This is a genomic window from Gracilibacillus oryzae, assembly GCF_009498735.1.
Taxonomy (GTDB): Bacteria; Bacillota; Bacilli; order Bacillales; family Amphibacillaceae; genus Gracilibacillus; species Gracilibacillus oryzae.
On sequence record NZ_ML762424.1, the window covers coordinates 358383 to 381756 of the forward strand.

The 23374-nt window shown below is 34.9% G+C and carries 21 protein-coding genes; 5 read left to right on the plus strand and 16 right to left on the minus strand.

Annotation, left to right across the window (positions count from 1 at the left end):
- Nucleotides 1–189: 189 nt before the first annotated feature.
- From F9U64_RS01780 to F9U64_RS01805, 6 genes are all read right to left on the minus strand, one after another.
- Nucleotides 190–852, minus strand: coding sequence for a CadD family cadmium resistance transporter (locus tag F9U64_RS01780; protein WP_153401073.1), 663 nt, complete (start codon nucleotides 850–852; stop codon nucleotides 190–192).
- A 224-nt stretch (nucleotides 853–1076) separates the two neighbouring features.
- A complete protein-coding gene (gene lpdA / locus F9U64_RS01785) occupies nucleotides 1077–2498 on the minus strand; it encodes a dihydrolipoyl dehydrogenase (RefSeq protein ID WP_066189901.1) in 1422 nt (473 codons plus the stop codon).
- A 208-nt stretch (nucleotides 2499–2706) separates the two neighbouring features.
- Complete coding sequence (locus F9U64_RS01790; RefSeq protein ID WP_153401075.1) at nucleotides 2707–5115, minus strand: heavy metal translocating P-type ATPase; 2409 nt, start codon at nucleotides 5113–5115, stop codon at nucleotides 2707–2709.
- 246 nt (nucleotides 5116–5361) lie between these two features.
- Nucleotides 5362–5958, minus strand: coding sequence for a ZIP family metal transporter (locus F9U64_RS01795; RefSeq protein WP_228275548.1), 597 nt, complete (start codon nucleotides 5956–5958; stop codon nucleotides 5362–5364).
- 414 nt (nucleotides 5959–6372) lie between these two features.
- Nucleotides 6373–6774 carry an ArsR/SmtB family transcription factor gene (locus tag F9U64_RS01800; protein WP_153401077.1) on the minus strand — a complete coding sequence of 134 codons (402 nt, stop codon included), beginning with the start codon at nucleotides 6772–6774 and terminating at the stop codon, nucleotides 6373–6375.
- Nucleotides 6775–7112: 338 nt separating this feature from the next.
- Complete coding sequence (locus tag F9U64_RS01805; protein WP_153401079.1) at nucleotides 7113–8555, minus strand: NAD-dependent succinate-semialdehyde dehydrogenase; 1443 nt, start codon at nucleotides 8553–8555, stop codon at nucleotides 7113–7115.
- Between the two features lie 315 nt (nucleotides 8556–8870).
- On the opposite strand from F9U64_RS01805, the gene lspA reads away from it, so the two are divergent.
- Nucleotides 8871–9341: a signal peptidase II gene (gene lspA / locus F9U64_RS01810; RefSeq protein ID WP_153401081.1), complete on the plus strand. Its 471-nt coding sequence runs from the start codon at nucleotides 8871–8873 to the stop codon at nucleotides 9339–9341.
- A 102-nt stretch (nucleotides 9342–9443) separates the two neighbouring features.
- Here the strand turns inward: lspA and F9U64_RS01815 are convergent, their stop codons facing one another.
- The 3 genes from F9U64_RS01815 to F9U64_RS01825 form a co-directional block, all read right to left on the minus strand.
- On the minus strand, nucleotides 9444–10157 hold the full coding sequence (locus tag F9U64_RS01815; RefSeq protein ID WP_194287250.1) for a cytochrome c biogenesis CcdA family protein: 714 nt from the start codon (nucleotides 10155–10157) through the stop codon (nucleotides 9444–9446).
- A gap of 259 nt (nucleotides 10158–10416) precedes the next feature.
- Nucleotides 10417–12975: a heavy metal translocating P-type ATPase gene (locus F9U64_RS01820; RefSeq protein WP_153401084.1), complete on the minus strand. Its 2559-nt coding sequence runs from the start codon at nucleotides 12973–12975 to the stop codon at nucleotides 10417–10419.
- A gap of 13 nt (nucleotides 12976–12988) precedes the next feature.
- Entirely contained in the window at nucleotides 12989–13309 is a 321-nt protein-coding gene (locus F9U64_RS01825; RefSeq protein WP_153401086.1) for an ArsR/SmtB family transcription factor, read from the minus strand.
- Between the two features lie 178 nt (nucleotides 13310–13487).
- Between F9U64_RS01825 and F9U64_RS01830 the strand changes: the two genes are divergently transcribed.
- Together F9U64_RS01830 and F9U64_RS01835 are read left to right on the plus strand one after the other, a co-directional pair.
- Nucleotides 13488–14168, plus strand: coding sequence for a DsbA family protein (locus tag F9U64_RS01830; protein WP_407647258.1), 681 nt, complete (start codon nucleotides 13488–13490; stop codon nucleotides 14166–14168).
- 3 nt (nucleotides 14169–14171) lie between these two features.
- The gene (locus tag F9U64_RS01835) at nucleotides 14172–14600 is read left to right on the plus strand and encodes a disulfide oxidoreductase (RefSeq protein ID WP_153401090.1); all 429 of its coding nucleotides are present in this window, start codon (nucleotides 14172–14174) and stop codon (nucleotides 14598–14600) included.
- 64 nt (nucleotides 14601–14664) lie between these two features.
- Here F9U64_RS01835 and F9U64_RS01840 read toward each other — a convergent pair whose 3' ends face one another.
- The 4 genes from F9U64_RS01840 to F9U64_RS01855 all read right to left on the minus strand — a co-directional run bounded on the left by F9U64_RS01840 (nucleotide 14665) and on the right by F9U64_RS01855 (nucleotide 18051).
- Nucleotides 14665–15810, minus strand: coding sequence for a copper resistance D family protein (locus F9U64_RS01840; protein WP_153401092.1), 1146 nt, complete (start codon nucleotides 15808–15810; stop codon nucleotides 14665–14667).
- 13 nt (nucleotides 15811–15823) lie between these two features.
- Nucleotides 15824–16447, minus strand: a complete 624-nt coding sequence (locus tag F9U64_RS01845; RefSeq protein ID WP_153401094.1) for a copper resistance CopC family protein — start codon at nucleotides 16445–16447, stop codon at nucleotides 15824–15826.
- Nucleotides 16448–16668: 221 nt separating this feature from the next.
- Complete coding sequence (locus F9U64_RS01850) at nucleotides 16669–17619, minus strand: cation diffusion facilitator family transporter (protein ID WP_153401096.1); 951 nt, start codon at nucleotides 17617–17619, stop codon at nucleotides 16669–16671.
- A gap of 102 nt (nucleotides 17620–17721) precedes the next feature.
- On the minus strand, nucleotides 17722–18051 hold the full coding sequence (locus F9U64_RS01855) for an ArsR/SmtB family transcription factor (RefSeq protein ID WP_153401098.1): 330 nt from the start codon (nucleotides 18049–18051) through the stop codon (nucleotides 17722–17724).
- A gap of 248 nt (nucleotides 18052–18299) precedes the next feature.
- Between F9U64_RS01855 and F9U64_RS22765 the strand changes: the two genes are divergently transcribed.
- The gene (locus F9U64_RS22765) at nucleotides 18300–19025 is read left to right on the plus strand and encodes a ZIP family metal transporter (protein WP_228275549.1); all 726 of its coding nucleotides are present in this window, start codon (nucleotides 18300–18302) and stop codon (nucleotides 19023–19025) included.
- Between the two features lie 398 nt (nucleotides 19026–19423).
- On the opposite strand, the gene F9U64_RS01865 is transcribed toward F9U64_RS22765, so the two are convergent.
- The 3 genes from F9U64_RS01865 to F9U64_RS01875 form a co-directional block, all read right to left on the minus strand.
- Complete coding sequence (locus tag F9U64_RS01865; RefSeq protein WP_153401100.1) at nucleotides 19424–19687, minus strand: hypothetical protein; 264 nt, start codon at nucleotides 19685–19687, stop codon at nucleotides 19424–19426.
- Between the two features lie 102 nt (nucleotides 19688–19789).
- The gene (locus F9U64_RS01870) at nucleotides 19790–20380 is read right to left on the minus strand and encodes a hypothetical protein (RefSeq protein ID WP_153401102.1); all 591 of its coding nucleotides are present in this window, start codon (nucleotides 20378–20380) and stop codon (nucleotides 19790–19792) included.
- A gap of 114 nt (nucleotides 20381–20494) precedes the next feature.
- Nucleotides 20495–21007, minus strand: a complete 513-nt coding sequence (locus tag F9U64_RS01875; protein WP_153401104.1) for a hypothetical protein — start codon at nucleotides 21005–21007, stop codon at nucleotides 20495–20497.
- Nucleotides 21008–21433: 426 nt separating this feature from the next.
- On the opposite strand from F9U64_RS01875, the gene F9U64_RS01880 reads away from it, so the two are divergent.
- Complete coding sequence (locus tag F9U64_RS01880) at nucleotides 21434–23371, plus strand: recombinase family protein (RefSeq protein ID WP_153401106.1); 1938 nt, start codon at nucleotides 21434–21436, stop codon at nucleotides 23369–23371.
- Nucleotides 23372–23374: the final 3 nt, after the last annotated feature.

Below are 23374 nucleotides of genomic sequence, written 5' to 3' on the forward strand. Positions count from 1 at the left end.
ATATTAAGTAAATAACCCCTCTGCTATGGCTAAGGGGTTATTTGGTGCTTGAATATAAGGTTGTTTATTTAAATCAAAATACATTCAAAGTTAATAGATTAGTGTATTCATGGAATTATTTCAGAGGATGAATGTTTACTCTAAATATCAAAGTCCCTACTGTTAACCAGAGGGACTTTTGAAAAATTTTTAATCCACTAAACTCCAAAGGGCACGTAAAGTTTCGTTCTCTACCATAATGTATATTCCTAATCCTATAAACACAATTGGAATAATCCATCGGCCGTATTTCTCAAGTGTTTCAGAAACATATTTGAACCTCGCCAGACGATAGCCAATTAAACACCAAACAGCAACCATTATAAAGAAAGTAACAACTGTAATTATCAGTTGGCTGTTATTTAAGGTAGAAAAGAATGGAACATAAATTCCAATATTGTCTCCGCCATTGGCGAATGTGATAAAGGCTACACTTAAATAGAACTTATTAAATTTGTTTAAGCTGGAAAGAATGTTACCTTCATCCTCATCTTCACCCTTTATAAAGAGTTTTACTCCTAGATAAATCGGTATTAACCCTAGCAAACCTACCCACTGATCAGGAATGAGTGTTACTCCAAATGTTGCTAAGAGACTGATTAAAACTAAAAGTGCAAAACCAAGATATTGGCCAATGACTATATCTCTTGGAAAAATACGGTTTCCTTTCGATTCCATGCTAACTACTCCGCTGTTACTCGTTTGAGCTTGTGACCTTGCCTGAGAGAACAGCAACATCAAGACAAAAATATCATCGACATTGGTTACTATAAAAGAACCTAAAGCAGAGAGAATGGTTAAAATTAAATTCATTTATATCAACTCCTTCATCGTTCATAAACAGTTAGAAAAACGATTGGATATATTTCATAATTTATATTAACCCAGTTCATTAGAGATTCATGAATAGTGATTAAACCATACCATCCGGAATTTTATACAGTAATGCACCCATCAATACAAAATGTGCATGAATCTCCATCCTTTAATAAAAAATTCAACCTGCACTATAAAAAGTGCAGGTCTGCCTGCATTCATTATTGTTTTTTATTCAACATATGTATAGCATGTCCCATCACACCTTCTGCTGCCTCCATAAGTGGCTCCGGTAAGGTTGGATGAGCATGAATCGTGAGGCTAAGATCTTCCGCATTTGCCCCAGCCTCAATCGCAAAAACGGCCTCTGCAATCAGAGAGGATACCTCCGGCCCTACCATCTGTACTCCTAACACTCTTTTCGTATTCTTTTCGGCTACAACTTGTACAAAGCCATCTGCATCCGAGACAGATAACGCCCTAGCATTTGCTTGGAATGGAAAACGACTGGATACTGTTTCGTATCCTTTTTCCTTTGCTTCCTTCTCTGTTAAACCTGTATAGGCTACTTCAGGATCGCTGAAAATAACAAAAGGCATCGCTTGAAAATCAATCACACTGTTTTGACCGCTGATCACTTCTGCTGCTATCTTCGCTTCATAACTAGCTTTATGAGCAAGGAGGTCACCACCAGCACAATCCCCTATTGCATAAACATGGTCAACGTTTGTTTGACATTTGTTATTTATCTTAATAAAACCTCGGTCGTCTAACTCTACTCCGATATTTTCCAGACCGATTTTTCCTGTGTTTGGTTTTCTCCCAATAGAAACTAAGCAATAATCACCTTGAATATTTTCTTCCTTTCCATCAACTTGAACATGAACGTTAACTTCATCCCCTGTATTTTCCCCACCTTGAACTAGCGCATCTGTTATAACAGTGACTCCAAGTTCCTTTAAATGACGTTTTACCGTTTTTGTTAGGATAGGATCCGTCCCAGACAAAATTGTATCCGATCCCTCAAGGATGGTCACTTTTGCCCCAAACTTTGCATAAGCAGTACCTAACTCTAATCCGATATAACCACCACCTACCACAACTAAATGATTGGGTACCTCCTGTAGTTGCAATGCCTCGGTTGAAGAGATAATTCTTTTTTGATCAAATGGCATACTTTTTAACTCGACTGGCAAAGAACCTATTGCAAGAATTAAATCTTTGTAAGAAAAAATTTGTTCTTCATTCTCTATTTTTATTTTTGCAATATGTGCTTCAGTGAGATAGGCTTCCCCATTGATGACCTCTACACCATTTCCTTTTAACAAGGTGCGAATCCCATTTGTTAGCTTGTTAACGATTCCATCCTTCCACTTCACTACTTCTGGCATATCTATTTCAATATCTCCCGACACCTTGATGCCCATTGCATTGGCATGTTTAATATGTTTGACTCGTTCAGATGCACTAATTAGTGCCTTTGATGGTATACAGCCGCGATTGAGACAAACCCCTCCTAGCTCGGCCTTATCAACCAAGACCACTTTTTTTCCTAATTGAGCAGCACGTATAGCCGCCACATAACCTCCGGACCCTGCTCCTATCACTAATAGATCTACATCTTTTTTCCCTTCCCTGGTCATTCTAGTTTCCTCCTTTGATGAGTAAAAAATAATTACTACTATTTACACTTAAGAATATGGTTGTGCAATATATAACTAATACAAATAACTTTTTTCTTACTTTAACCTATTTTTCTTCACTTATTAGACTAAACTCGACATTTAAAAAAATTAACCTATATTTGATGAAAAGGGCTTTCCAAATTATAAACGGAAAGCCCTTTTACTTTTACTCTTTCACTCGCATAAGTCGTAAACCATTCAACGCTACAAGAAGGGTTGCCCCCATATCTGAAACGATAGCAATCCACAGTGTTAACCAACCAGGGATAACCAAAAGCAAAGCAATCAATTTAATTGCAATAGCAAAAGTAATGTTTGACTTAATTATATTTAGTGCTTTACGACTAAGTTTTACAGTAAAAGGAAGTTTTGTTAAATCGTCCCCCATTAGAGCAACGTCTGCCGTTTCTAGTGCTGTATCAGTGCCAGCACCCCCCATTGCTATTCCAACAGTAGAAGCAGCTAATGCAGGGGCATCATTGACACCATCTCCAACCATGGCTACATTGCTGTATTGAGATCTAAATTGTTTAATATAATCTAATTTATCTTGTGGCATCAGTTCAGCCTGAACATCCGATACTCCGACATGACTACCAATCGCATGCGCAGTACCTTTGTTATCACCTGTAAGCATAATAGTATTTTTGATGCCAAGTTGATGTAGTTTTTGAATGACTTCTTTACTTGATTCACGTACTTCATCTGCTACTGCAATAATAGCTAGTATTTCTTTGTCAGTTCCAAAGACCATAGCAGTTTTCCCTTGATTTTGAAGTGCTGTAACTTTTTCCTCTAAATTATTATCAAAACTAGAGTTTGACAGTTCCTTAAATAGTTTTGGACTTCCAATATAATAGGTTTTTCCGTCCACTGTACCCTTAATTCCTTTTCCCGTAATGGAGGAGAAGTCATCTACCACAACATCTGAATAAGAAATATTCGCCTCTTCTGCTCTTTTCATGATTGCTGATGCAAGAGGGTGCTGAGAACGATACTCTAATGCAGTAATGATGGATAGCATTTCATTTTCATCTATCTGTTTGTTTAACACGTTAAAATCAGTTACAACAGGAACTCCTTTTGTTAGTGTACCCGTTTTATCAAATGCTATGGCTTTTAAGGCACCCATTTCTTCTAAATAAACGCCACCTTTTATAAGGACACCTTTTTTCGCTGCATTCCCGATAGCCGATACAATCGAAATCGGAGTGGAAATAACCAACGCACAAGGACAGCCTACAACTAAAACAGCTAAACCTTGATAAACCCATGATTCCCAACTACCACCAAAGAATAATGGCGGGACTACCGCAACTAACGCAGCAATAATCATAATGATTGGTGTATAATACTTCGCGAATTTTTCAACAAACGCTTGGGATGGCGCGCGTTCTCCCTGTGCTTCCTCTACAAGATGAATAATTTTTGAAATGGTTGTATCTTCTACTAATTTAGTTATTTCTACTTCAAGTAATCCTTCTTCATTTATAGTACCTGCAAATACTTCATCGTCAGTCGTTTTTTCAACAGGGACTGACTCACCTGTAATGGCTGCTTGATTCACAGCAGAGTACCCACTTACAACCACACCGTCCATGGCAATCTTTTGACCAGGTTTGACAATCATAATATCTCTAACCGCAATATCATCTACATGGATCATCATTTCTTGACCATTTCGTCTAACAAGTGCCTCTTTAGGTGCAATGTCCATTAATGAACGAATCGATTGTCTTGCCTTATCCATAGAGAAACGTTCTAGAGCTTCACTTATCGCAAAGAGTATGACAACAATAGAAACTTCTGCCCATTCACCTATAATGGCACCACCTATAACAGCCACTGTCATAAGTGTTTTCATGTCAAATTCAAAGCGCAACAAGTTTTGGAAACCGACTTTAAAGAGCGATAATCCCCCGATTAACATCGATGCTACAAATAATAATGTAGTAACAATGTTCTCATCCCCATTTACAAATGATGAAAGGTATCCGAAAACAATCAATAAGGTCGAATAGAGTAAAGTACTGTGCTTTTTATAAAATGGCACTTTTTCTTCTTTTTCAACCTCTTTCTCCTCTTTAACCTCTTGTGTGGCTTGACGTACAGGTTTTTCCGGAGCCACTTTAAGGTTCTCGAAAGCACCTGCATCTTCTAATTCTTCAATCGTTGCTTCACCGTATACAGAAATTTTAGATGCTCCAAAATTCACTTTTGCATCCTCCACACTCGGAATTTTTTTAACATTTCTTTCAAACTTCCCTGCACAGTTTGCGCATGAAAACCCTTCAACACGATATATATTTTTGTCTTTTTTAGCCTCTTGCGGAGCCTGCCGCCTAGGTTTTTCTGGAGCCACTTTAAGGTTCTCAAAGGCACCTGCTTTTTCTAATTCTTCAACCGTTGCTTCTCCGTAAACGGAAATTTTGGATGCTCCAAAATTTACTTTTGCATCCTCTACTCCCGGAATTTTTTTAACATTTTTTTCAAATTTACCTGCACAGTTTGCGCATGAAAATCCATCAACACGATAGACATATTTCTCCTCTAATGGCTTCGTTGCTTCACTCATATTTAATAACCTCCTTCTTAATTAACCATATCTTTTATCAATCAATGCATGTGGAATTCCTATTTTCTTGACCACCTCTCATTATGATATTCATTTGAATATTACGTTATGTTGCTATTATATATCCACACATATAGATAGTCAAATGATTATTTGATTGTATTTTAAATTTTTTTGCTAAGACTAAACTCAACTTTTCTGTTTAATTTCCTCAACTTATTATTCAAGGCTATTCCTTTAATATTTTCATTCCAACCCAACAACTCCTATGATCCAAGAAGCTATATAGAAAACGGCTACACCAAGCAAAACGTAAAGACCAGTTTTTCGATTTTCAGATTGATTAACAACTGGAAGTAAGTCCGTTGCCGCAACATATAGAAAAACACCTGCTGAAAAGGACAAAGCAATTCTTGCAAAAGAATCACCAAGTACTTCAGCTGCAAATCCTGTGTCACTAAGTAGCCATACTAAAGCTCCTCCAAATATAGTAGCCAAAGCCAGTACTGCAGAGGCAATAAACGCCTTTTTCCTGTCATAAAATGCTGCAAGAACAATCGAAGAAATGGTTAAGCCATCTGGTATTTTATGAAGTAATACAGCAACAAACACAAGGAACCCTAATTCACTGCTTACTTCGAATCCCGCAACAATGGAGACCCCATCAAAGAAACTATGAATGGTCATTCCGATGAAGGCACCTAAACCGCCCGTTTTTTTACTGAGTTTATCCTCATGTGTTTCAAAATGAGTTATGAGGATTCTTTGAAAAGCAAATAATACTAAAAATCCTGTTAATATATAAATTCCATTTTCAGGTGAATTTTCTAATCCTTCTGGCATTAGATCAAGAATACCTATGGATAAAAGAAAACCTGCACTAAAAAGCCATTAAATATGTAAGAGCTTTGGGGGACCATTCTTTTCTCAGGACAATAAGTACCCCAAAAAGATTGGCTGTACTTATGAGTAACACAAGAGATACTACAGTCCATGAGAACATTACAAACTCTCCTTACTTTGATTCATTCCATTTCACAAATAATTCGGACCATCAGGTGACAATTCAGAGAAAAAACAAAATTTAAGCCCCAGTGGATACCAGGGCTTAAATCTCCTTAGATAATCATTTATCTGCTGGTCTTTTCTTAGGTGATTTTTATGGTTTACTTTTGAGTAACTGCATTCCATCATGTAAAGTGGAGGACTGTGTTGTTTGTAACATTTTAAACAGATTTTTACCAACACTCATTACATTTACTTCTTTTCCTTCAACTGTAGTGCTTCTTGCATAAGGTGATGCACATGATTACTTACCAGCCTATAAAAAACCATCTTCCCTTTTTTACGGTACTCGGCGATCCCCATATTACGTAACATACGTAGGTGGTGTGAAGCAGTAGCATTTGTTGAACCAATAATCGTTGCTACGTCACAGACACACATTTCATCTTCTTGCGTAAGTGCATAAACAATTTTCAATCGTGTATCATCCGCAAAAACTTTAAATAATTGTGACAAGCCATCCGTTTGACCGACTTCCTGCTGACGGCGCTCAACCTTTTCGGGGTCATATATAAATGTCTCACAAGCATCTTTCCCCCCTGATTTTACACCATCTAAATCATTTTCTTTTTTATTTATGGAAGTAATACTCAAAACAAGCCCTCCTCTGTAAATATTGTATACAATGACATTCAAATTATTATTTGTTTATATATTAGTATAAATTCTATAACGTTTTATTGCAACAATAAAATATACATTTGTGTGTTACATCGTTAACATAGTCTAAAAAGTATGATCATGAACGTAAATAATCAGCCACGTTTTTAATAGGTGAAATAATTTTGAAATATTATTTAACAGCTAATTCCCAAGGTTGATATTTAATATATCTTGTCGAGTGAGATTGGATTTTTGTGGACATTAAAATAGACTTTTAATAGTTAGAAGAAAAAGCATCTACCTCTAATAAAGGCAAATGCTATTTCTTCTTAAACACTAAGTGATATATATTTCACTTCTAAATATTCCTCAATGCCTTCTTGCCCGCCTTCACGCCCAAAACCACTTTGTTTGATACCACCAAATGGTGCTTGTGCCGCTGATGGAATCCCATCATTCCATCCAACAATTCCGTATTCAAGTCCCTCCGAGATACGGGTACCCCTTGATACGTTTTGTGTAAAGAAATAAGCTGCGAGACCAAATGGTGTATCGTTAGCTGCTTTTACTGCCTCATTATCATAGTCATATTTTGCAATGGGAAGAATTGGTCCAAAGGTCTCTTCATTCATGATAATCATGTCATGATTGGAGTCGGCTATTATAGTTGGCATATAGAAGTAGGTATCTTTTTCTGTATTTGCTTGCCCTTCACCACCAGTGGTTACCCTTGCTCCTTTTTCCTGAGCATCCTGTACGTGGCGTCCTACTTTTTCAAAGCCCTCCTTATTGATTAAGGGACCGACATCAATACCATCTTCCAATCCGTTACCAACGTTAAGCTTCTCAACTTCGGCAGTCATGCGTCTAACAAGTTCGTCGTAAATACCTGATTGAGCATAAACGCGGTTAGCCGCTATACAAGTCTGTCCGCTATTTCTAAACTTAGCGGCCATTAACATTTCAACGGTTTGATCGAGATCTGCATCATCACATACTATTACTGGTGCATGCCCGCCAAGTTCAAGGGAAAGTTTCATGACTTGCTCGGCACCCTGTTTCATTAACAACTTACCGACAGGCGTTGAACCGGTGAATGTCAATTTACGTACGCGCATATCAGACATAACCGTTTCTGAGAATTTTTCTGGATTTCCATTTACGACATTGATAACCCCCTTCGGAATACCTGCTTCTTCGGCTAATTCTGCTAGTTTCATACACGTTAAAGGTGTTTCCTCGGGTGGCTTTACGATGAACGTACAACCTGCAGCTAGAGCTGGGCCAAGTTTCCTTGTAATCATAGCTGCTGGAAAGTTCCATGGTGTAATTGCCGCAACAACGCCAACAGATTGTTTAATTACCTTAATACGATGGTTTTCCCTCTTACCAGGAATCATACGCCCATAGATTCGCTTACCTTCCTCGGCATACCACTCTATAAACGATGCTGCATATTGTACCTCACCTTTAGATTCTTTTAATGGCTTGCCATTTTCTTTTGTCATGATTTCGGCGATCTCATTTTCATGCGTCATGATGAGATCAAAATATTTTCTTAGCACATCGCTACGATCTGCTGCTGACTTCTTGGACCATTTAGGAAGCGCTTGAGACGCTGCTTCAATTGCTTGTTTGGCATGTTCTTCATCAGCGTCAGGGACCGATCCGATGTATTCTCCTGTTGCGGGGTTGAATACTTTAATCTTTTTATAACTGTCACCAACCCATTCCCCATTAATATAGTTTAAATAGTCAAGTTGTTCTGCCATTAAAGCCCCTCCTTTTTGAAATATGCTTAAGTAATAAGCCTTTTATATATTTTCCATAATCTGCGTTTTTTCATGCGGTTTGTAGAGTTTTTCTTTGCGGAATCTACGGTAACATTGAACTGATCTGTGATTTTTTGAAACTTAAGTGAAAAATCTAAGACATGATATCTCCTTTCCCGTCTAGTCCACTTGACAAATCACCCTATTTTTAATGGGATTCTATAAATAACATTTACTCCTTTTCAATAAAATATACATTTGTTTGTTATATCATGTTATACTTTGAAAAAATGAATTTTTGAGGAGGATAACCCGATGTACTATATCATTGCAGTCATTGTTCTAATCCTTGATCAACTATGGAAATCTGCGATTGTCAAATGGATGGAAGTAGGTCAAACAATTCCTTTATGGGAAGGCGTATTCCATATTACATCTCTTCGAAATAAAGGAGCAGCATTTGGAATCTTGCAAGGTCAACGCTGGTTCTTTATTATTGTAACGTTAATTGTTGTACTGGGTATCATTTATTATTTACAAACAGAAGGAAGGAAAAACCGACGAATCTCTTTTGCCTTATCACTGTTGCTAGGTGGAGCATTAGGGAACTTTTTTGACCGCTTGATTAGAGGAGAAGTAGTAGATAGCCTTGATTTTCGGCTTATTGATTATCCTATCTTTAATCTAGCTGATGTTTTCATAGTTTCTGGTGTTGCTTTAATGATATTGGATATGTGGTTGGAAACTCGTAAGGGGCAACAAAAACAGGAAAATGAAAAAGTATAGTTTAAAACGAGGATTTTTAGTGGAATTAGGAACACAAACAACCAAATATAAATGTACAAAAAATCGGTTCATTCGTAATATAGAGAACCGATTCTTTAATAGCTATTCAAAAAAGAAATACAAACCGACAAGAAATAATCCAACGCCAATTGCTTTACTCAAGAGTTTCTGCCACCGTACCATCCATCTGGTATTCTTCAATACCCTAGCCAACCATCCAATGATCAAACAGGGCGTGCCATGTCCGATCCCATATACTAGTAACAAAAGGGTACTTTTAACTAATGACCCAGTAATTGATGCGAAGGCAATCATTGCAATAATCATAGGTGTTGTACATGGTGATGGTGTAAGGCCAAACAAGGTACCTAACGAGTAAGCCTTCAGTATAGGATTACGAGGTTTTTGTTGTTTATTTTCAGGTTTGGCATAAAAGGTAACAACTCTAAAAGGAAGTAACCCTAGAAAGTGATGAAACCTTAATCCGAGAACATAAAATCCAATAAATAAAAATAGGAAACCTAGAAAATTATGAAATAAATACTCATATTGTTCCGTCCATTTTAATACTTGCTCACTAAAAAGAATACTAACCACACCAAGAATCGTGAAAGTAACTGTAAAAGAAATCATAAAGGACAAAGCGATGGGGAAAATGCTTTTGTTCTTGGATTCCTTAAAGGCAAAGATGCTTGTAGCCATCCCTAACATACAAGGATTAAAGCTTGTCAATAATCCGACCGAAAAACTAACGATTAATGCAATAGAGAAATGTATATTTGCCAATTGGTCTATAATATGTGTCGCCCACTCCATTTCTTTCCCCTCCTTGTACAAGACTATGAGGGGAGGACAGGTATTATTCTTTAGAATTTTTGGGAACATTGAACTTAAAGTCTGACCCTTAACATTTCACTCGCACCTCTTTAAGGGGAAAGGTCATATTTCTTATTCTCTTGTTAAAATCTTTCTGAAGTCAATTATCTTAACCATGTGAGTATAAGTAGGAAGTTTACTTGATTTAAATGGGATAAACAGAAAAGCTGTTCAATTTTCAACTGAACAGCTTTTCTAATCATCCTTTGACTTTTAAAAGTCGTAGGGCATTTAAAATTACGATGATAGCAGCCCCTGTATCGCTAAGTACTGCCATCCAAAGTGTAAGCCAACCCGGAAATATAAGAATCAATGCTATAAATGTCACAATTAAAGAAAACCAAATATTTTGTTTGATAATCGCTAATGCTTTTCTACTTAATTTAACCGTATGTGGCAATTTTTCCAGATTATCTGCCATCAAAACAATATCAGCAGTCTCCATTGCTGTATCGGTTCCTGCTCCGCCCATAGCGATCCCTAAATCAGATGTAGCGAGTGCAGGTGCATCGTTTATTCCGTCGCCAACCATTGCTACTTTATGACCTTCGCTTTGCAATTGTTTAATTACATCCACTTTATCTTCTGGCAATAGTTCTGCAAAATAGCGATTGACATTCGTTTCATTTGAAATCATTTTGGCAGTACCCTCATTATCACCAGTTAACATGACAAGTTGATTTACACCTACCTGTTTCAATCCGTTTAATGCCTCTACAGTAGTTGTACGAATGGTATCAGAAACAGAGATAATCCCCATAATTTCTTGTTGCGTACCGACAATTACTACTGTTTTCCCCTGACTTTGTATTTCGTCTACTCTGGACTTTACATCATCCATAGAAATATTCATTTCATCAAAAAGTTTTAGATTACCTGCATAATGAACTTCATTATCGATTGTTGCCTGAACACCTTTACCGACTATACTTTTAAATAACTCTCCGTTTTTAGACCGAACTCCCTTATCTTTCGCATATTCAACAATCGTTTTTGCTATTGGGTGTGTTGAGTAATCTTCTAATGTAAACGCTAGTGATACTAATTCGTCTTCAGAGGTCGTTAACGCTTCAATTTCAGAAACTTTTGGCTTTCCTTCTGTTAATGTCCCTGTTTTATCAAACGCTATCGCATTAATAGCACCTGCTCTCTCCAGAAACGTTCCACCCTTTATTAAGACACCGTTCTTTGCAGCGTTTCCAATTGCTGAGACAATTGCAACAGGAGTAGAGATAACCAATGCACAAGGGCATGCAACTACTAATAATGCAAGTCCTTTATAAACCCATTCTCCCCAAGTACCAAAACCGAAAAGTGGTGGTAGCACAATGACAACTAGTGCTAAAACGAAAACAATAGGTGTATAGATACTGGCAAACTTATCTATAAATGCTTGGGTAGGAGCCTTCTGTTCTTGTGCTTCTTCAACCAAATGAATGATTTTTGCTATTGTTGTATCTTCGACTAACTTAGTGACTTTAATTTCAATAGAACCACTTTCATTGATTGTACCTGCATATACAGAATCTCCGATTAATTTATCGACTGGAATTGACTCTCCAGTTATAGGTGCCTGATTAACGCTAGTCTCACCTTGAATAACTTCACCGTCTAATGGAATTCGATCACCGGGCTTAATAACAACAATCTGACCAACTGAAACCTCTTCCACTTGCTTTTTAACTAATTCTGATCCAACTTTAATCCAAGCTTCTGATGGAGCCAAATCCATTAGATTGCGGATAGACTTTCTTGTTTGCTCAATTGATCTGTTTTGCAGGGCATTACCCAATGCAAATAACCATACTACTGTTGCACCTTCAAACCATTCTCCAATTAATGCAGCTCCAATTGCTGCTGCTGACATTAGAACATTCATATCTAACGAACGACTTTTTATAGCATAATAGGCACTTCTCACTGGTTTAAAGCCACTTATAACGATAGCAACAGCATATAAAATAGTTGTCATTATTGGAGAGACTCCATTGTAAGAACCAATAAAGCCAAGAACAATTAATATTCCAGTGAGGGTGATTAAACCATACCCTTCCTTTCCTTTTGCAGTTTCTGTGGGTTTGCTACCTTTCTCGCGCTCAGAAGCTTTAAAACCAATTTTAGAAACTTCAGAAACGATTTCGTCAACACTATTTTCGTGTTCCACTTTCATTTTTCCAGTTGAAAAGTTTACACTTACATTAGTAACTGTTGGAATAGTATTTAAATGATTTTCAATACTTTTGGCGCAACTACCACAGTCCATCCCTTCAACATTATATATTCTCATATTTTTGTTTTGTTTCAGTGGTTCAGTCTTAAACCCTAACTTTTGGACTTCATTTTCTACACTGTCAAGGGACAGGGCATTATTGCCAACTACTTGCAATTTCGCAGTGTTATAATTTACTTTTGCTTCTTGTATGTTATCTAACCTACTTAATCCCTTTTCTATGGTTAAGGCATAAGAAGGACAATCCATACCGTGTATCCGATATTCAACTTTTTCACCTTCAACAGGAGTTATATTATTAATTGGACTTTCTTCAATTTCACCACTACAACTGCTTGATTTCTCCGCATCTTTGCTACTGCAACAAGATTCTAATCCTTTCATTTCCTTACGTGCAGTAGAACAACAACTATCTGTTTCTATCGCATTTGTAGAATCCACTTTTTCAGCCTGACTACTGCAACAGCCTTTTTCATTTTCAATAGTTATAAGTTCTTTTTTTTCTGAACCGCAGCATTTGTCTGCCATTCATTTCACCTCATTAATCTATATGATTTTCACAACAAGCAACATCGTTTTGAACGTCCTCAAGCACAACATCGAACATGGTTAAAAGCTCCCGCACTAGTTGATTACGTACACGGTAATATACATATTTTCCGTCTTGTCTCCCAACAATAAGTCCGCACCCTTTTAAGCACGCTAAATGCTGGGATATGTTTGACTGATTACCATTAAGATCTTCAACTATTTGTGAAACTGTTTTTTCATCTTCCTTTATACTTTCGAGTATTTGGATTCTTGTTTTATGTGAAAAGCCGTGCATAAACTTCATTTTCGTATCAATATCAACTTTTAACATCTGTTATCCTCCCATTACATTAGACACCACTAATATGTTTTGATATTATCATATTAGCAATACCTAATATGTGTGTCAAACTTCTATTTGTGAAAAGTATTTGAACAATACTCTATTGACCCATTCAAAGAAAAGTTTAATGGTAAAATTAATTTTACATAAGATATGGAGAGGTGTTTTGATGAAAAGTAAAAATTCGCCATTTAAATTTGTTGTAATTATCACATTAGTGGTTGTTGCATTAATAGTTGCATTGGTTGTCATTAACAACAATAATTCCGAATCAAACGTAGGAAAAACGTTTGATAAACAGCCATCAATTGAAGGACAACCCACTTTAGGAGACCCTGATGCTCCAGTAACTGTTGTAGAATTCGGTGATTTTAAGTGTCCTTCATGTAAAGCATGGGGGGAAAATGTCTTCCCACAATTAGTAAGTGATTATGTTAATACGGGAAAGGTTAAATTCTCGTTTATTAATGTATTATTTCACGGTGAAGAATCAAAGTTAGCTTCACTTGCTGCCGAATCAGTCTATAAGCAAAACCCCGATGCCTATTGGGAGTTTCACAAAGCGCTCTTTAAGGCGCAGCCAAGTGCGAATCATGACAGCAGCTGGGTTACAACAAAGAAGATTCTAGAAGTAGCGAGTGGTGTGTCAGGGATTGACACGGATAAATTAAAATCGGCACTTGAAAGTAATTCTGAAATGGATGAAGTAAATAGAGATACAGAGATGGTTACAGATTTCGAAGTACAACTCACACCAACTATTATGGTTAATGGAACAATGATTGAAGATCCCTTTGACTATGATGCTATTAAAAAAGCTATAGAAAATGCATTAGAGGAAAATTAAAGTATGAATAAAGTAGATATCCGACAGTTTTCACTTTATGCGGCATGGTTAGTTTCCGTTATTGCCACACTTGGGAGTCTTTACTTTAGTGAAATACGCGGGTTTATCCCATGTGAACTTTGCTGGTATCAGCGTATTTTGATGTATCCATTATCTTTAATACTTGGAATAGCAACATTTCAAAATGATCGATCTGTTAAAAAATATGTACTACCTACTGTGGTCATTGGCTGGTGTATTTCACTTTTCCACTATTTAGAGCAAAAGGTTCCGGGTTTTGCAGAAATTAAACCTTGTGCCAATGGTGTTCCATGTAGTGCTGAATATATTAATTGGCTTGGATTTATTACAATACCATTCCTAGCATTAATCGCTTTCACCTTAATTATCATATTCATGCTACTTATTAAGAAGCCTAATAAAATACAATAATAAAAGAGGTGCAATTCATTAAGTAGGAATTGCACCTCTTTAAATAAAATTAACTCTTTGTAACCTACTGAATCCCCATCATTATCCCAAAATAGATAGATAGAACCATTAATAATGAAGATAATGTAGAAACGAAAACGGACCTCTTCTTTACAGCTGCGAAAGTGGCTACCACCATAAATAGAAAACCTAATCCAAATAATAAGAAACTCTCAAAGCCAAAGGATGTCGTAACATTAATGATTTCCATACTCTTCGCATTTTGCATAGAATTTATTATTTCTCCGTCATATAATGCATTTAAATGCGGTGATGCACCATCTGTCTTTATTAACATATTAATTTGGTGTGGAGGCCACGACTGCCCCATAAATGCTGTTAATCCGAATACAATTAATGCATAAACACTTTCTAATTTAGCCCATTTTAACGGATTGAATGAATCCTGATTATATTTTTTTCTAAATAGAATCCCATTAATCAAAGCAAACAATATTAGCGAAATAATAAATATATGCTTCAGAAGTAAGGCTTGTCCATAATTAACGACAAGACTATTTTGATATTCTTGTAAAATTGTAGCATTAGGGTCAACATAAGAATTAATATCAATTTCCATTGTAAAGTAGCCTGCTACAATCGTGATAATAAGGCATATTAGAGCGACAGGAGTGAACCATTTCAAAAAGGTTAACCAGTTCGATTTATTTTTGGAAAACCAACTAACAACTAAAAGAATACCTATCCATATTGTAATAGATAGAAAATGAAGGGTGTGAAAAACGAATCCTTGCCATTCTGTAATGGTGGCTGCATGACTTGAACTTGTATAACCAAAAAGCATTAATAAAGTAAGGACTATAGCCCATGCCTTTAAATGTAATTTTGTCTTTAAATTTTTGGCTAGTAATACACAAATGAGAATAATTGATACAAAACTAATAAATAGCCAAGCATTCCCAATTTCAAAAGTTAATAGAACGTTTTTTAAAACTAACCAGAGGCTATATTCGCCTGCTAATATTTTAGCCACTTGGAATACTGGTAAAAAAGCTGCTATAGGTATTAGACCCGCAGCTAAATAAAGAATTTTCTTAGGTATGTACATAGGAGGTTTCTTATTTTCGGGAACCATAAATAAAATCAAGGCACCGATAAGAATTGAGAAACAAATGTACAGTATAAACTCACTTAATGAGACTAAAAGCATCCTAATTCTCCTCCTATTTTTGTCGTTTACTAAACAACATCCAACCTACTAATACTAAACCAGCAATAATCAGAAATATAATAATTCCATTTCCTAAAAAAGATTGCTCACTGTCATTCTTTGTCTGCTCATTAGAGGATTTCTGTTGTTCTCCATCTTGGTTACTCTGTCCAGTTTCTGTTTCGTCATCATTTTGTTTGTTTTTGTTCGTTGCGCTATTTTGATCATCTTCTGTTTGAGTGGTATTATCTTCAGGCTCTTTTTTTTCAGGTTCTGCGATTGAGAAGGAATATTGATTTTCAATAAGGTGACCATCAGCCCCAACTATTTTCCAATTTACTTGATATGAACCCGGTTTGAGAGGGTCTTTAAATTTTGCTTCTAAAATGTCGTTGGTTAATTCAACGGATGTTGGTTCAATTTCCTCATCCTTATCATTTACTAGGTAAAGGGTACTTCCATTTTCAACTTTTGTACTGAAAGTTAATTCTATACTGTTTATGGTTTCCATCAGTTGTTCCCCATCTTTCGGTGTTGCTTCTACCAAAACAGAATGTGCATTGGCTTCATTAATCGGAAATAGACTAAATAGCAATAATGATATTAATAGTAAATGGGAAATTCTAATTTTCAACATAAAATCTTCCTCTCCATTTAATTGTGCAATATTTACTTTCTCGTTGTTAATCCGTACAGTTGTAATAATAGCATTAACTGTCTATAAAGTGATTCCTCACCCCTAAATGTAAGAAAATCGTCAAACATAAATTTTATATAACGCGAGTGATATTCAGACATACAATAACCTCCATCGACTTCTCGGTGGAGGTTATTTATGGTATTTTCACTAAGTTGATTTTAATGTTCATGATTATGCGTATGGGATGATGAATCCTCATCATTTTGACACATTAGCGAATCATCGTGTGGATGTTCTTTACTTTCCATTTGAATTGTTACATGACCAATACCTTTATGCTCTAATTCGTGTTCTATTGTTCGTAATAGTTCTTGACACTCATTAACGGATAAATCACCATCTACTACCGCATGACAGGAAAGAGCATTTTGTCCACTTGTTATACTCCATACATGCAGGTCATGTATACTAATAATACCTTTAGTTTTTTCCATAGAATTTATAATATCATCCAATTCTACATTTTTTGGCGTACCTTCCATCAATACGTGAATAGCGTCTTTTGTAACTCTCCAACCACTTATTAATACAAGTATAGCCACAATTACACTCGCTAGTGGATCGGCCCAACCCCAGTTAAAAAATATAATTGATAATGACGCTACAATTGCACCAACGGAACCAAGTAAATCACCTAATACATGGAGAAAAGCGGCTCTTAAATTTAGATTCTCTTCTGTATCACCCTTCATAAGCATCCATGCAACAATAACATTTACTAGCAAGCCGATGGAAGCGATAATTAACATTCCAGTTGAGGCTACCTCAGGTGGATTTGAAAACCGTTGGAAAGCCTCATAGAAAATGTAAATTGAAATTAATATAAGAGTGACCCCGTTAAATACAGCAGCCAGTATTTCAAAACGTTTATATCCATAAGTCTTACTATAGCTAGCCACCTTTTCTCCTAATGTAAAGGCTAACAACCCAACTCCTAATGATATAGAATCACTTAACATATGTCCTGCATCTGATAAGAGAGCAAGACTGTTGGTTAGGAACCCTCCAATAGCTTCGACAATCATATACCCAGTAATAATAATAAAACTAATCATCAACGCTTTTTTGTTTGCACCATGCGTATGGTCATGCCCATGATCGTGTCCCATTTTTGTAATACCTCCTATAAATTATTTATATATATTCGCATATGTTCATATAATAATATTAATGATGTAGGTTATTATTCATAGTTAAAAGTGTTTAAAATATTAACTATGACAAGCATGGTCAATCGTCTGCTTTAACATATGCATTACATGCTCATCATCATGAGAATAATATAATGTTGTTCCTTCTCTACGATATTTTACTAACCGAAGATTTTTCAGAAACCGTAATTGATGAGAAACAGTTGATTGTCTGAGCTGTAAATTCTCTGCTATCCCATTTACGGGGTATTCTTTATGAAAAAGTAAATGAAGAATTCGAATTCTGGTTGGATCACTTAATGCTTTGAATGTCTGTGATACTACAAATAATGTTTCCTCATCCAATTCTTTATCATTTTCTTTTCCCACATTTTCTTTGTGTTCTTCCATTAATTTTCCCTCGCTTTTTAATTCTAATTCAAAATTTTATGTATAGCATACAACCTAACAGATCTTATATTCAGAAGAGTTCAAATAATATTCATTTGTATATCTGCATATATTAACATATGCTCATATTATATAAATATCAATTGTCATTGTCAAACAACAAATATATATTGATTTATACATGTATTATATTTGATTGTCACTAGTAATATAAAATTAACACAGTCTTTTTTATGAGGAGCGATTTAATGAGTGCAGCATGGATGATTGGGGCGTTCGCTTCAGCTATTGGAATTGGTGTTGGCGGTGGACTAGCATGGATAATGAAAGGTGTTCAACGTGGTTTTAATTTTATTTATTCACTGTGTACAGGGCTGATAATGGGACTTTTATTTCTTGAAATGATACCAGAAAGCATTAAATTAGGCGGATGGGTCGTGTTAGTATTCGGTATAATAGTTGGGTTGTTACTTTTTATATATATACATCGATTAATGGGTAAAATTACGATTATTACCGACAGTCATCAAAAAGATATCTTTGTGCGTTCTGGTGTACTTTTAACAATTAGTATTGCGATTCACAACTTCCCTGTTGGCATTGCACTTGGACCTACAATAGGTACAGACATTGGAAATTTGATGTTAACAACACTTGTATTACATAACATACCAGAAGGAATTATTGTTTTCACACCACTGTTTTTAGCCGGATTTGGTTTCCTTACTTGGATTTTATTCACAACAATTATTGCGATCCCTATTGCATTAGGGGCGTTATTAGGACAATTTTTTGATATCGGAATGCCATTATCACTTGCGTTCATGATTAACCTTGCCATTGCTGTGATTTTTATGGTTGCAATAAAAGAGATTTTTGGAGAGGCAGTTAAGAATTCATCTGCATTATATTGCTCAATTATTGGGGCATTTGGATTTGGGATTATCTATTTGTATTTAACTTTTATGACTTAAACTCTAAGGTCAGCAAATGATTTAGACATAAACAAGATATTCAATGAAACGATAATTGTAATAAATAATATGACTTTCTTCATGTATTAACACCTACCTGCTATGTAGATAATTTAGTGACTTCCCTGTTACAGTTTAAATTATTTTTATAAAGAAATTATAACTTTTCATTAGATGTAAAAAATATTTATTATTGTTAGTTGTTTGTAACAAGCAGAAATAGGAATACATCTTTACTTTGGATTACATACATATCAAATTGATAAAATTTTTTGATAAAAATGTATATGAGCACATTATTCCTGAAAAAAAGTGAATAATGTGCTCATACATAAATTTCTTTCATTTAAATATTTTAATAGAAACATATTTTACAAGTGATACTAATGTAATTCTAACTATCCATTTAGTTCCAACAGAAGACATTCAATATCTTTTCTCTTAACTAAGACAAGCACATCCGACTCAAATTTAACAATTATATGGTTAGGAGTAATTTTGTTAATTACTCCTACTCTAGAACATTGCTCATAAACTTTACTATGTGAATAACTTTCTTTAATTAATGCTTTATATCCTACATGCACTTCCTTTAAATTAAAACTTCTCACCTTTATTAGCAGCTTGTCTCTTTCTTTAATGTAAAGACTTTTGTTTTCCATTATTGAATCTCACCTCAAATGAATATGTTCAATATTTAGGCCCTTATCCTATATTATTACTTAATTATCAAATGAATTATCTGGTCACGCTAAACAATTCTTTTAAGATCCTTCTTTGGCAAAACTGAAATCTCCAAACAAATAGTCTACAATATTTTTATTTAAATCCCTTAACTCTTTTATATCAAAACAATCTTGATTACTCATCGTTATACAACTATGAAACAGTGAGATTATTTCTGCAAATGTATCTTTTTTATTTGCAATTTCTTCTTCCGTTAGGTCTTCAAATGACCTCCCAGTTCTTGATAGTGTCATATAAGTTAATAATCCAAATAGTATTGGTTCTAGATTATCTTCATTAGGTATTTGTGTATTATGCCGATCCTCAAAATGGTCTTTAATTTTTTTTGATGAGTATTGAAAAAACTCTTCTAGGAAGTTAAAGTCCCATGTATCCAATACATACCCCGAATTTCCTACGATATAATCAACTGAGGTATTAAAGAATTTTGCATGTTGAACGATTTCTTCCAAGGTTGGTCTTTCTGCATTGCTTAAATATTTTTGCAGAGTCAATCGGTTAAAACCCAAATCCTCTAACAGAATATCTCCAGAAATATTAAAACCATTAATTTCTAACAAATGCTGTAGTTGATTTCCTATCATTACTTTTGATACTTCGCTATTCATTTATATCCCGCCCTTTCACGTTTGTATCTCTCTTGTAATTATAAGGGGTCCTAATCAAGTATTTATAAAAATGAGACACCCCCTTTGATGTTGTGGTAGATGTTTTAAAACCCGTTAACGAAGCATAAAATATCCCAGTATCAAAGAAATTGGGATACTAAACACCATAACCCTACCCTGCCAAGTAATCCCTTTGTCAAGTTCACTTTCTTTATAATCATTTTTTGCTAAAATATAGCCCCTCAGAATACAGAACCAAAAAAATCCTCCAGCCAACAAAAACAATAAATTATATACACTAAGAATAAAATTGTCTGTTAAAACAAGAATGACAAGACTTAATACAATATAGGCAATAAATTTGCCAGCAAAAGCCCTGATGACAATATACTTGGGGATGCACTCCTCTAATTCCTCTTCTTTTATTGGATAAATATTCAAAATCACATTGAATATCAACCCACCCGAAAACAATATCCCTAAAGAAAAAATATAATAATCTATAGCTGGTATACTGTAATGTAACCACATCATGGGTAAATAAATAGTTGTAAAAATTCCTGAGTAGTAAATCATTAAACCTAACAAAGCCAACTTATGCCATAGTGAGTCAATCACTTTCCCCACGTCCACCCACCTCCGTTTTATTTAAAACTATTTTAACGCGTTTTCTCTAATTTCTCCGCCAATAATATAAAAGAAGTTAAGACCCGTATCATTTTGAGTTTCATATTCTTTAATTTACGACATCCTTGGGTAGAAGAATAACTATTGACAATCAAAATTTGCCATTCTAAATTTCGTCCAATTATCAAACTGGTAAATACGACTAATTCATTCTTTATCAAATTAGGAAAAAGGTAGTATAATTGTTTTATCTGAAGTGTCTTCTTCGTACAAAAATTTTGTGCAAAAGACAAGGACAAAGTATTATAAAAAAGAAGCCTTGTAATCTTAATTAATTTTATACAAAGGTAAATACATATTTAAGGTTATAACTCTTAATACAGAAGGGTTTTTACCCAAATTAATGGTGGAAATGGAGGTTATATAATGAAACTAGGTGCCGCTTATATACGAACAAGTGTAGATAAAACTGGAAACAAAATTAGTCCACAACAGCAATATAATGCAATTAAGGGCTTTGCAGATAACAACTCTATTACACTTGTTAATGAGGGTTATTACGATGAAGATGTTTCTAGTGAAAACTTTGAAGACCGTCCTGCTTTCCAACAACTGTTAGAAGATATTGATAAGTACAATATTAAGTACATTATATTTTATGATAGCAGTCGTTACACTCGTGTGGTTAAGGATTTTATAAATATGACCACCAACTTACAGGAAAAAGGCGTTAAAATCTTCTTAGCAAATAGTGGCAAGGAAGTAAATCTCCTTGACTGGAACAATAACACAATGATGGATTTAATCCAGTCAATTTTTGACCAAAATATGCGTGAAGATGTGAGAAAGAAGGTGAAAGCCAATATAAATGAACTTGTAGATATGGGTTGCTATATAGGAGGGCCCATTCCGATTGGGCTTTCAATAGAAGAAGTAGAAATTAATGAAAGAAAAAGAAAAAGGTATTGTTTAGGGGATACAAAAGAAATTGAGTTGGTTAAAAATATTTTTAAATGGTATTTAGAAGATGATAAAAGCCTAAGTGAAATAGTACGTTTAGCAGATGAGCAATATGCCGATATTTTAAATGAAAATGATATAAAAAAATACCGTAAAAATGGGACTGAGAACCATTATAACGGAGTGTACTTTAACAGTAAGAAAATCTGGAGAATACTTAGAAATCCATCTTACACAGGTTATATGGTAAAGAACAGAAGAGAAAGAATAACTAAAAAGAAAAGAAAAGATAATCCGATGGAAGAATGGTATTGGAGTAAAAATTTTAGAGAAGGAAAAGAACCTGATTTCACTCCAATTGTTTCATTTGAAACATGGGAGAAGGTTCAACAAAAAATGCAAGCAAGAAAGCCTAAACAAGAGCACTATGATCCTCAAAGAGAAAATAGCCCCTATCTATTATCTAGCATGTTAAAGTGTAATGAATGCGGAAGGGCTATGAATGGTACTTATACAATGGGAAAAACAAAAAAAGATGGTACACGCTCAAAGTTTTATTACTATAAATGTGATGTAGCTATAAAAAGTAAAGGTCAAAACTGTAGTAATAAGAAAATGGTACGTTGTGAAAAGGTTGATAATATAGTTCTTGACATATTTGGTAATGCAACTGTACTGCTTAATGTATTAAAGACGTTATATAATTATCAAAAGGATGCATTAGAAAACAATACTGCATATCTCGAAAAAATTAATGAACTTGAAAACAAAATAAAAAAAGCGGAAATTGCAGAGCAGAATGTTATATCAAGTATTGGCGAGGTAACCGATCCAGATTTTAAGATGAAATTAATAAGTCAAGGTGAGGAATTATCAAAACAAATTAGACAATTAAGAAAGCAGAAAAATGAATTAAATGATGAACAAGAAGAACAAAATATGAAAAAAGTTGAATTGCAGGAAGTCGTAGGGTTATTACTTCAGCCTGAAACCCTTTATAAAAATCAAACAACTAAGCAAGTAAGAAATTATTTAAAACATGTGATAGAATCAATTGAGTATAAGCCAAATAAGGAAATTGTAATGAATTTAAAGTTTGCGAAGAAGTCAATGAGCATCGCCACCGTACCTACTGAAAAGTTTAAAGAATTAAAACAAGAAATAAAAACGGAAAAAGGAAGAGTTAGTAAAAAGAAAGTAAAAGAACAAAATCAAATAGTCCTATTTAGTCTTTTAGCTACCTTATGGGATAAAGATCCCAACAAAATTGGAAAAGATGAGGCTAGTATAATAAACTTTATAATAGAGGCTTTAGATGAATTTAATGGGACGAATGAGGAATTTGCATACCCAAAGTATAGTGGTACGGTGGCACACGGGGGTTCATTCGTCCCTTCTGTCTGAAGG

Coding starts and splice junctions, on each gene's coding strand:
- F9U64_RS01780 (WP_153401073.1), bottom strand. CDS start 852: ATGAATTTAATTTTAACCATTCTCTCTGCTTTAGGTTCTTTTATAGTA.
- F9U64_RS01820 (WP_153401084.1), bottom strand. CDS start 12,975: ATGGCAGACAAATGCTGCGGTTCAGAAAAAAAAGAACTTATAACTATT.
- lpdA (WP_066189901.1), bottom strand. CDS start 2,498: ATGACCAGGGAAGGGAAAAAAGATGTAGATCTATTAGTGATAGGAGCA.
- F9U64_RS01870 (WP_153401102.1), bottom strand. CDS start 20,380: ATGAATAGCGAAGTATCAAAAGTAATGATAGGAAATCAACTACAGCAT.
- F9U64_RS22765 (WP_228275549.1), top strand. CDS start 18,300: ATGAGTGCAGCATGGATGATTGGGGCGTTCGCTTCAGCTATTGGAATT.
- F9U64_RS01805 (WP_153401079.1), bottom strand. CDS start 8,555: ATGGCAGAACAACTTGACTATTTAAACTATATTAATGGGGAATGGGTT.
- F9U64_RS01815 (WP_194287250.1), bottom strand. CDS start 10,157: ATGGAGTGGGCGACACATATTATAGACCAATTGGCAAATATACATTTC.
- F9U64_RS01790 (WP_153401075.1), bottom strand. CDS start 5,115: ATGAGTGAAGCAACGAAGCCATTAGAGGAGAAATATGTCTATCGTGTT.
- F9U64_RS01880 (WP_153401106.1), top strand. CDS start 21,434: ATGAAACTAGGTGCCGCTTATATACGAACAAGTGTAGATAAAACTGGA.
- lspA (WP_153401081.1), top strand. CDS start 8,871: ATGTACTATATCATTGCAGTCATTGTTCTAATCCTTGATCAACTATGG.
- F9U64_RS01865 (WP_153401100.1), bottom strand. CDS start 19,687: ATGGAAAACAAAAGTCTTTACATTAAAGAAAGAGACAAGCTGCTAATA.
- F9U64_RS01835 (WP_153401090.1), top strand. CDS start 14,172: ATGAATAAAGTAGATATCCGACAGTTTTCACTTTATGCGGCATGGTTA.
- F9U64_RS01840 (WP_153401092.1), bottom strand. CDS start 15,810: ATGCTTTTAGTCTCATTAAGTGAGTTTATACTGTACATTTGTTTCTCA.
- F9U64_RS01855 (WP_153401098.1), bottom strand. CDS start 18,051: ATGGAAGAACACAAAGAAAATGTGGGAAAAGAAAATGATAAAGAATTG.
- F9U64_RS01845 (WP_153401094.1), bottom strand. CDS start 16,447: ATGTTGAAAATTAGAATTTCCCATTTACTATTAATATCATTATTGCTA.
- F9U64_RS01850 (WP_153401096.1), bottom strand. CDS start 17,619: ATGGGACACGATCATGGGCATGACCATACGCATGGTGCAAACAAAAAA.
- F9U64_RS01825 (WP_153401086.1), bottom strand. CDS start 13,309: ATGTTAAAAGTTGATATTGATACGAAAATGAAGTTTATGCACGGCTTT.
- F9U64_RS01795 (WP_228275548.1), bottom strand. CDS start 5,958: ATGCCAGAAGGATTAGAAAATTCACCTGAAAATGGAATTTATATATTA.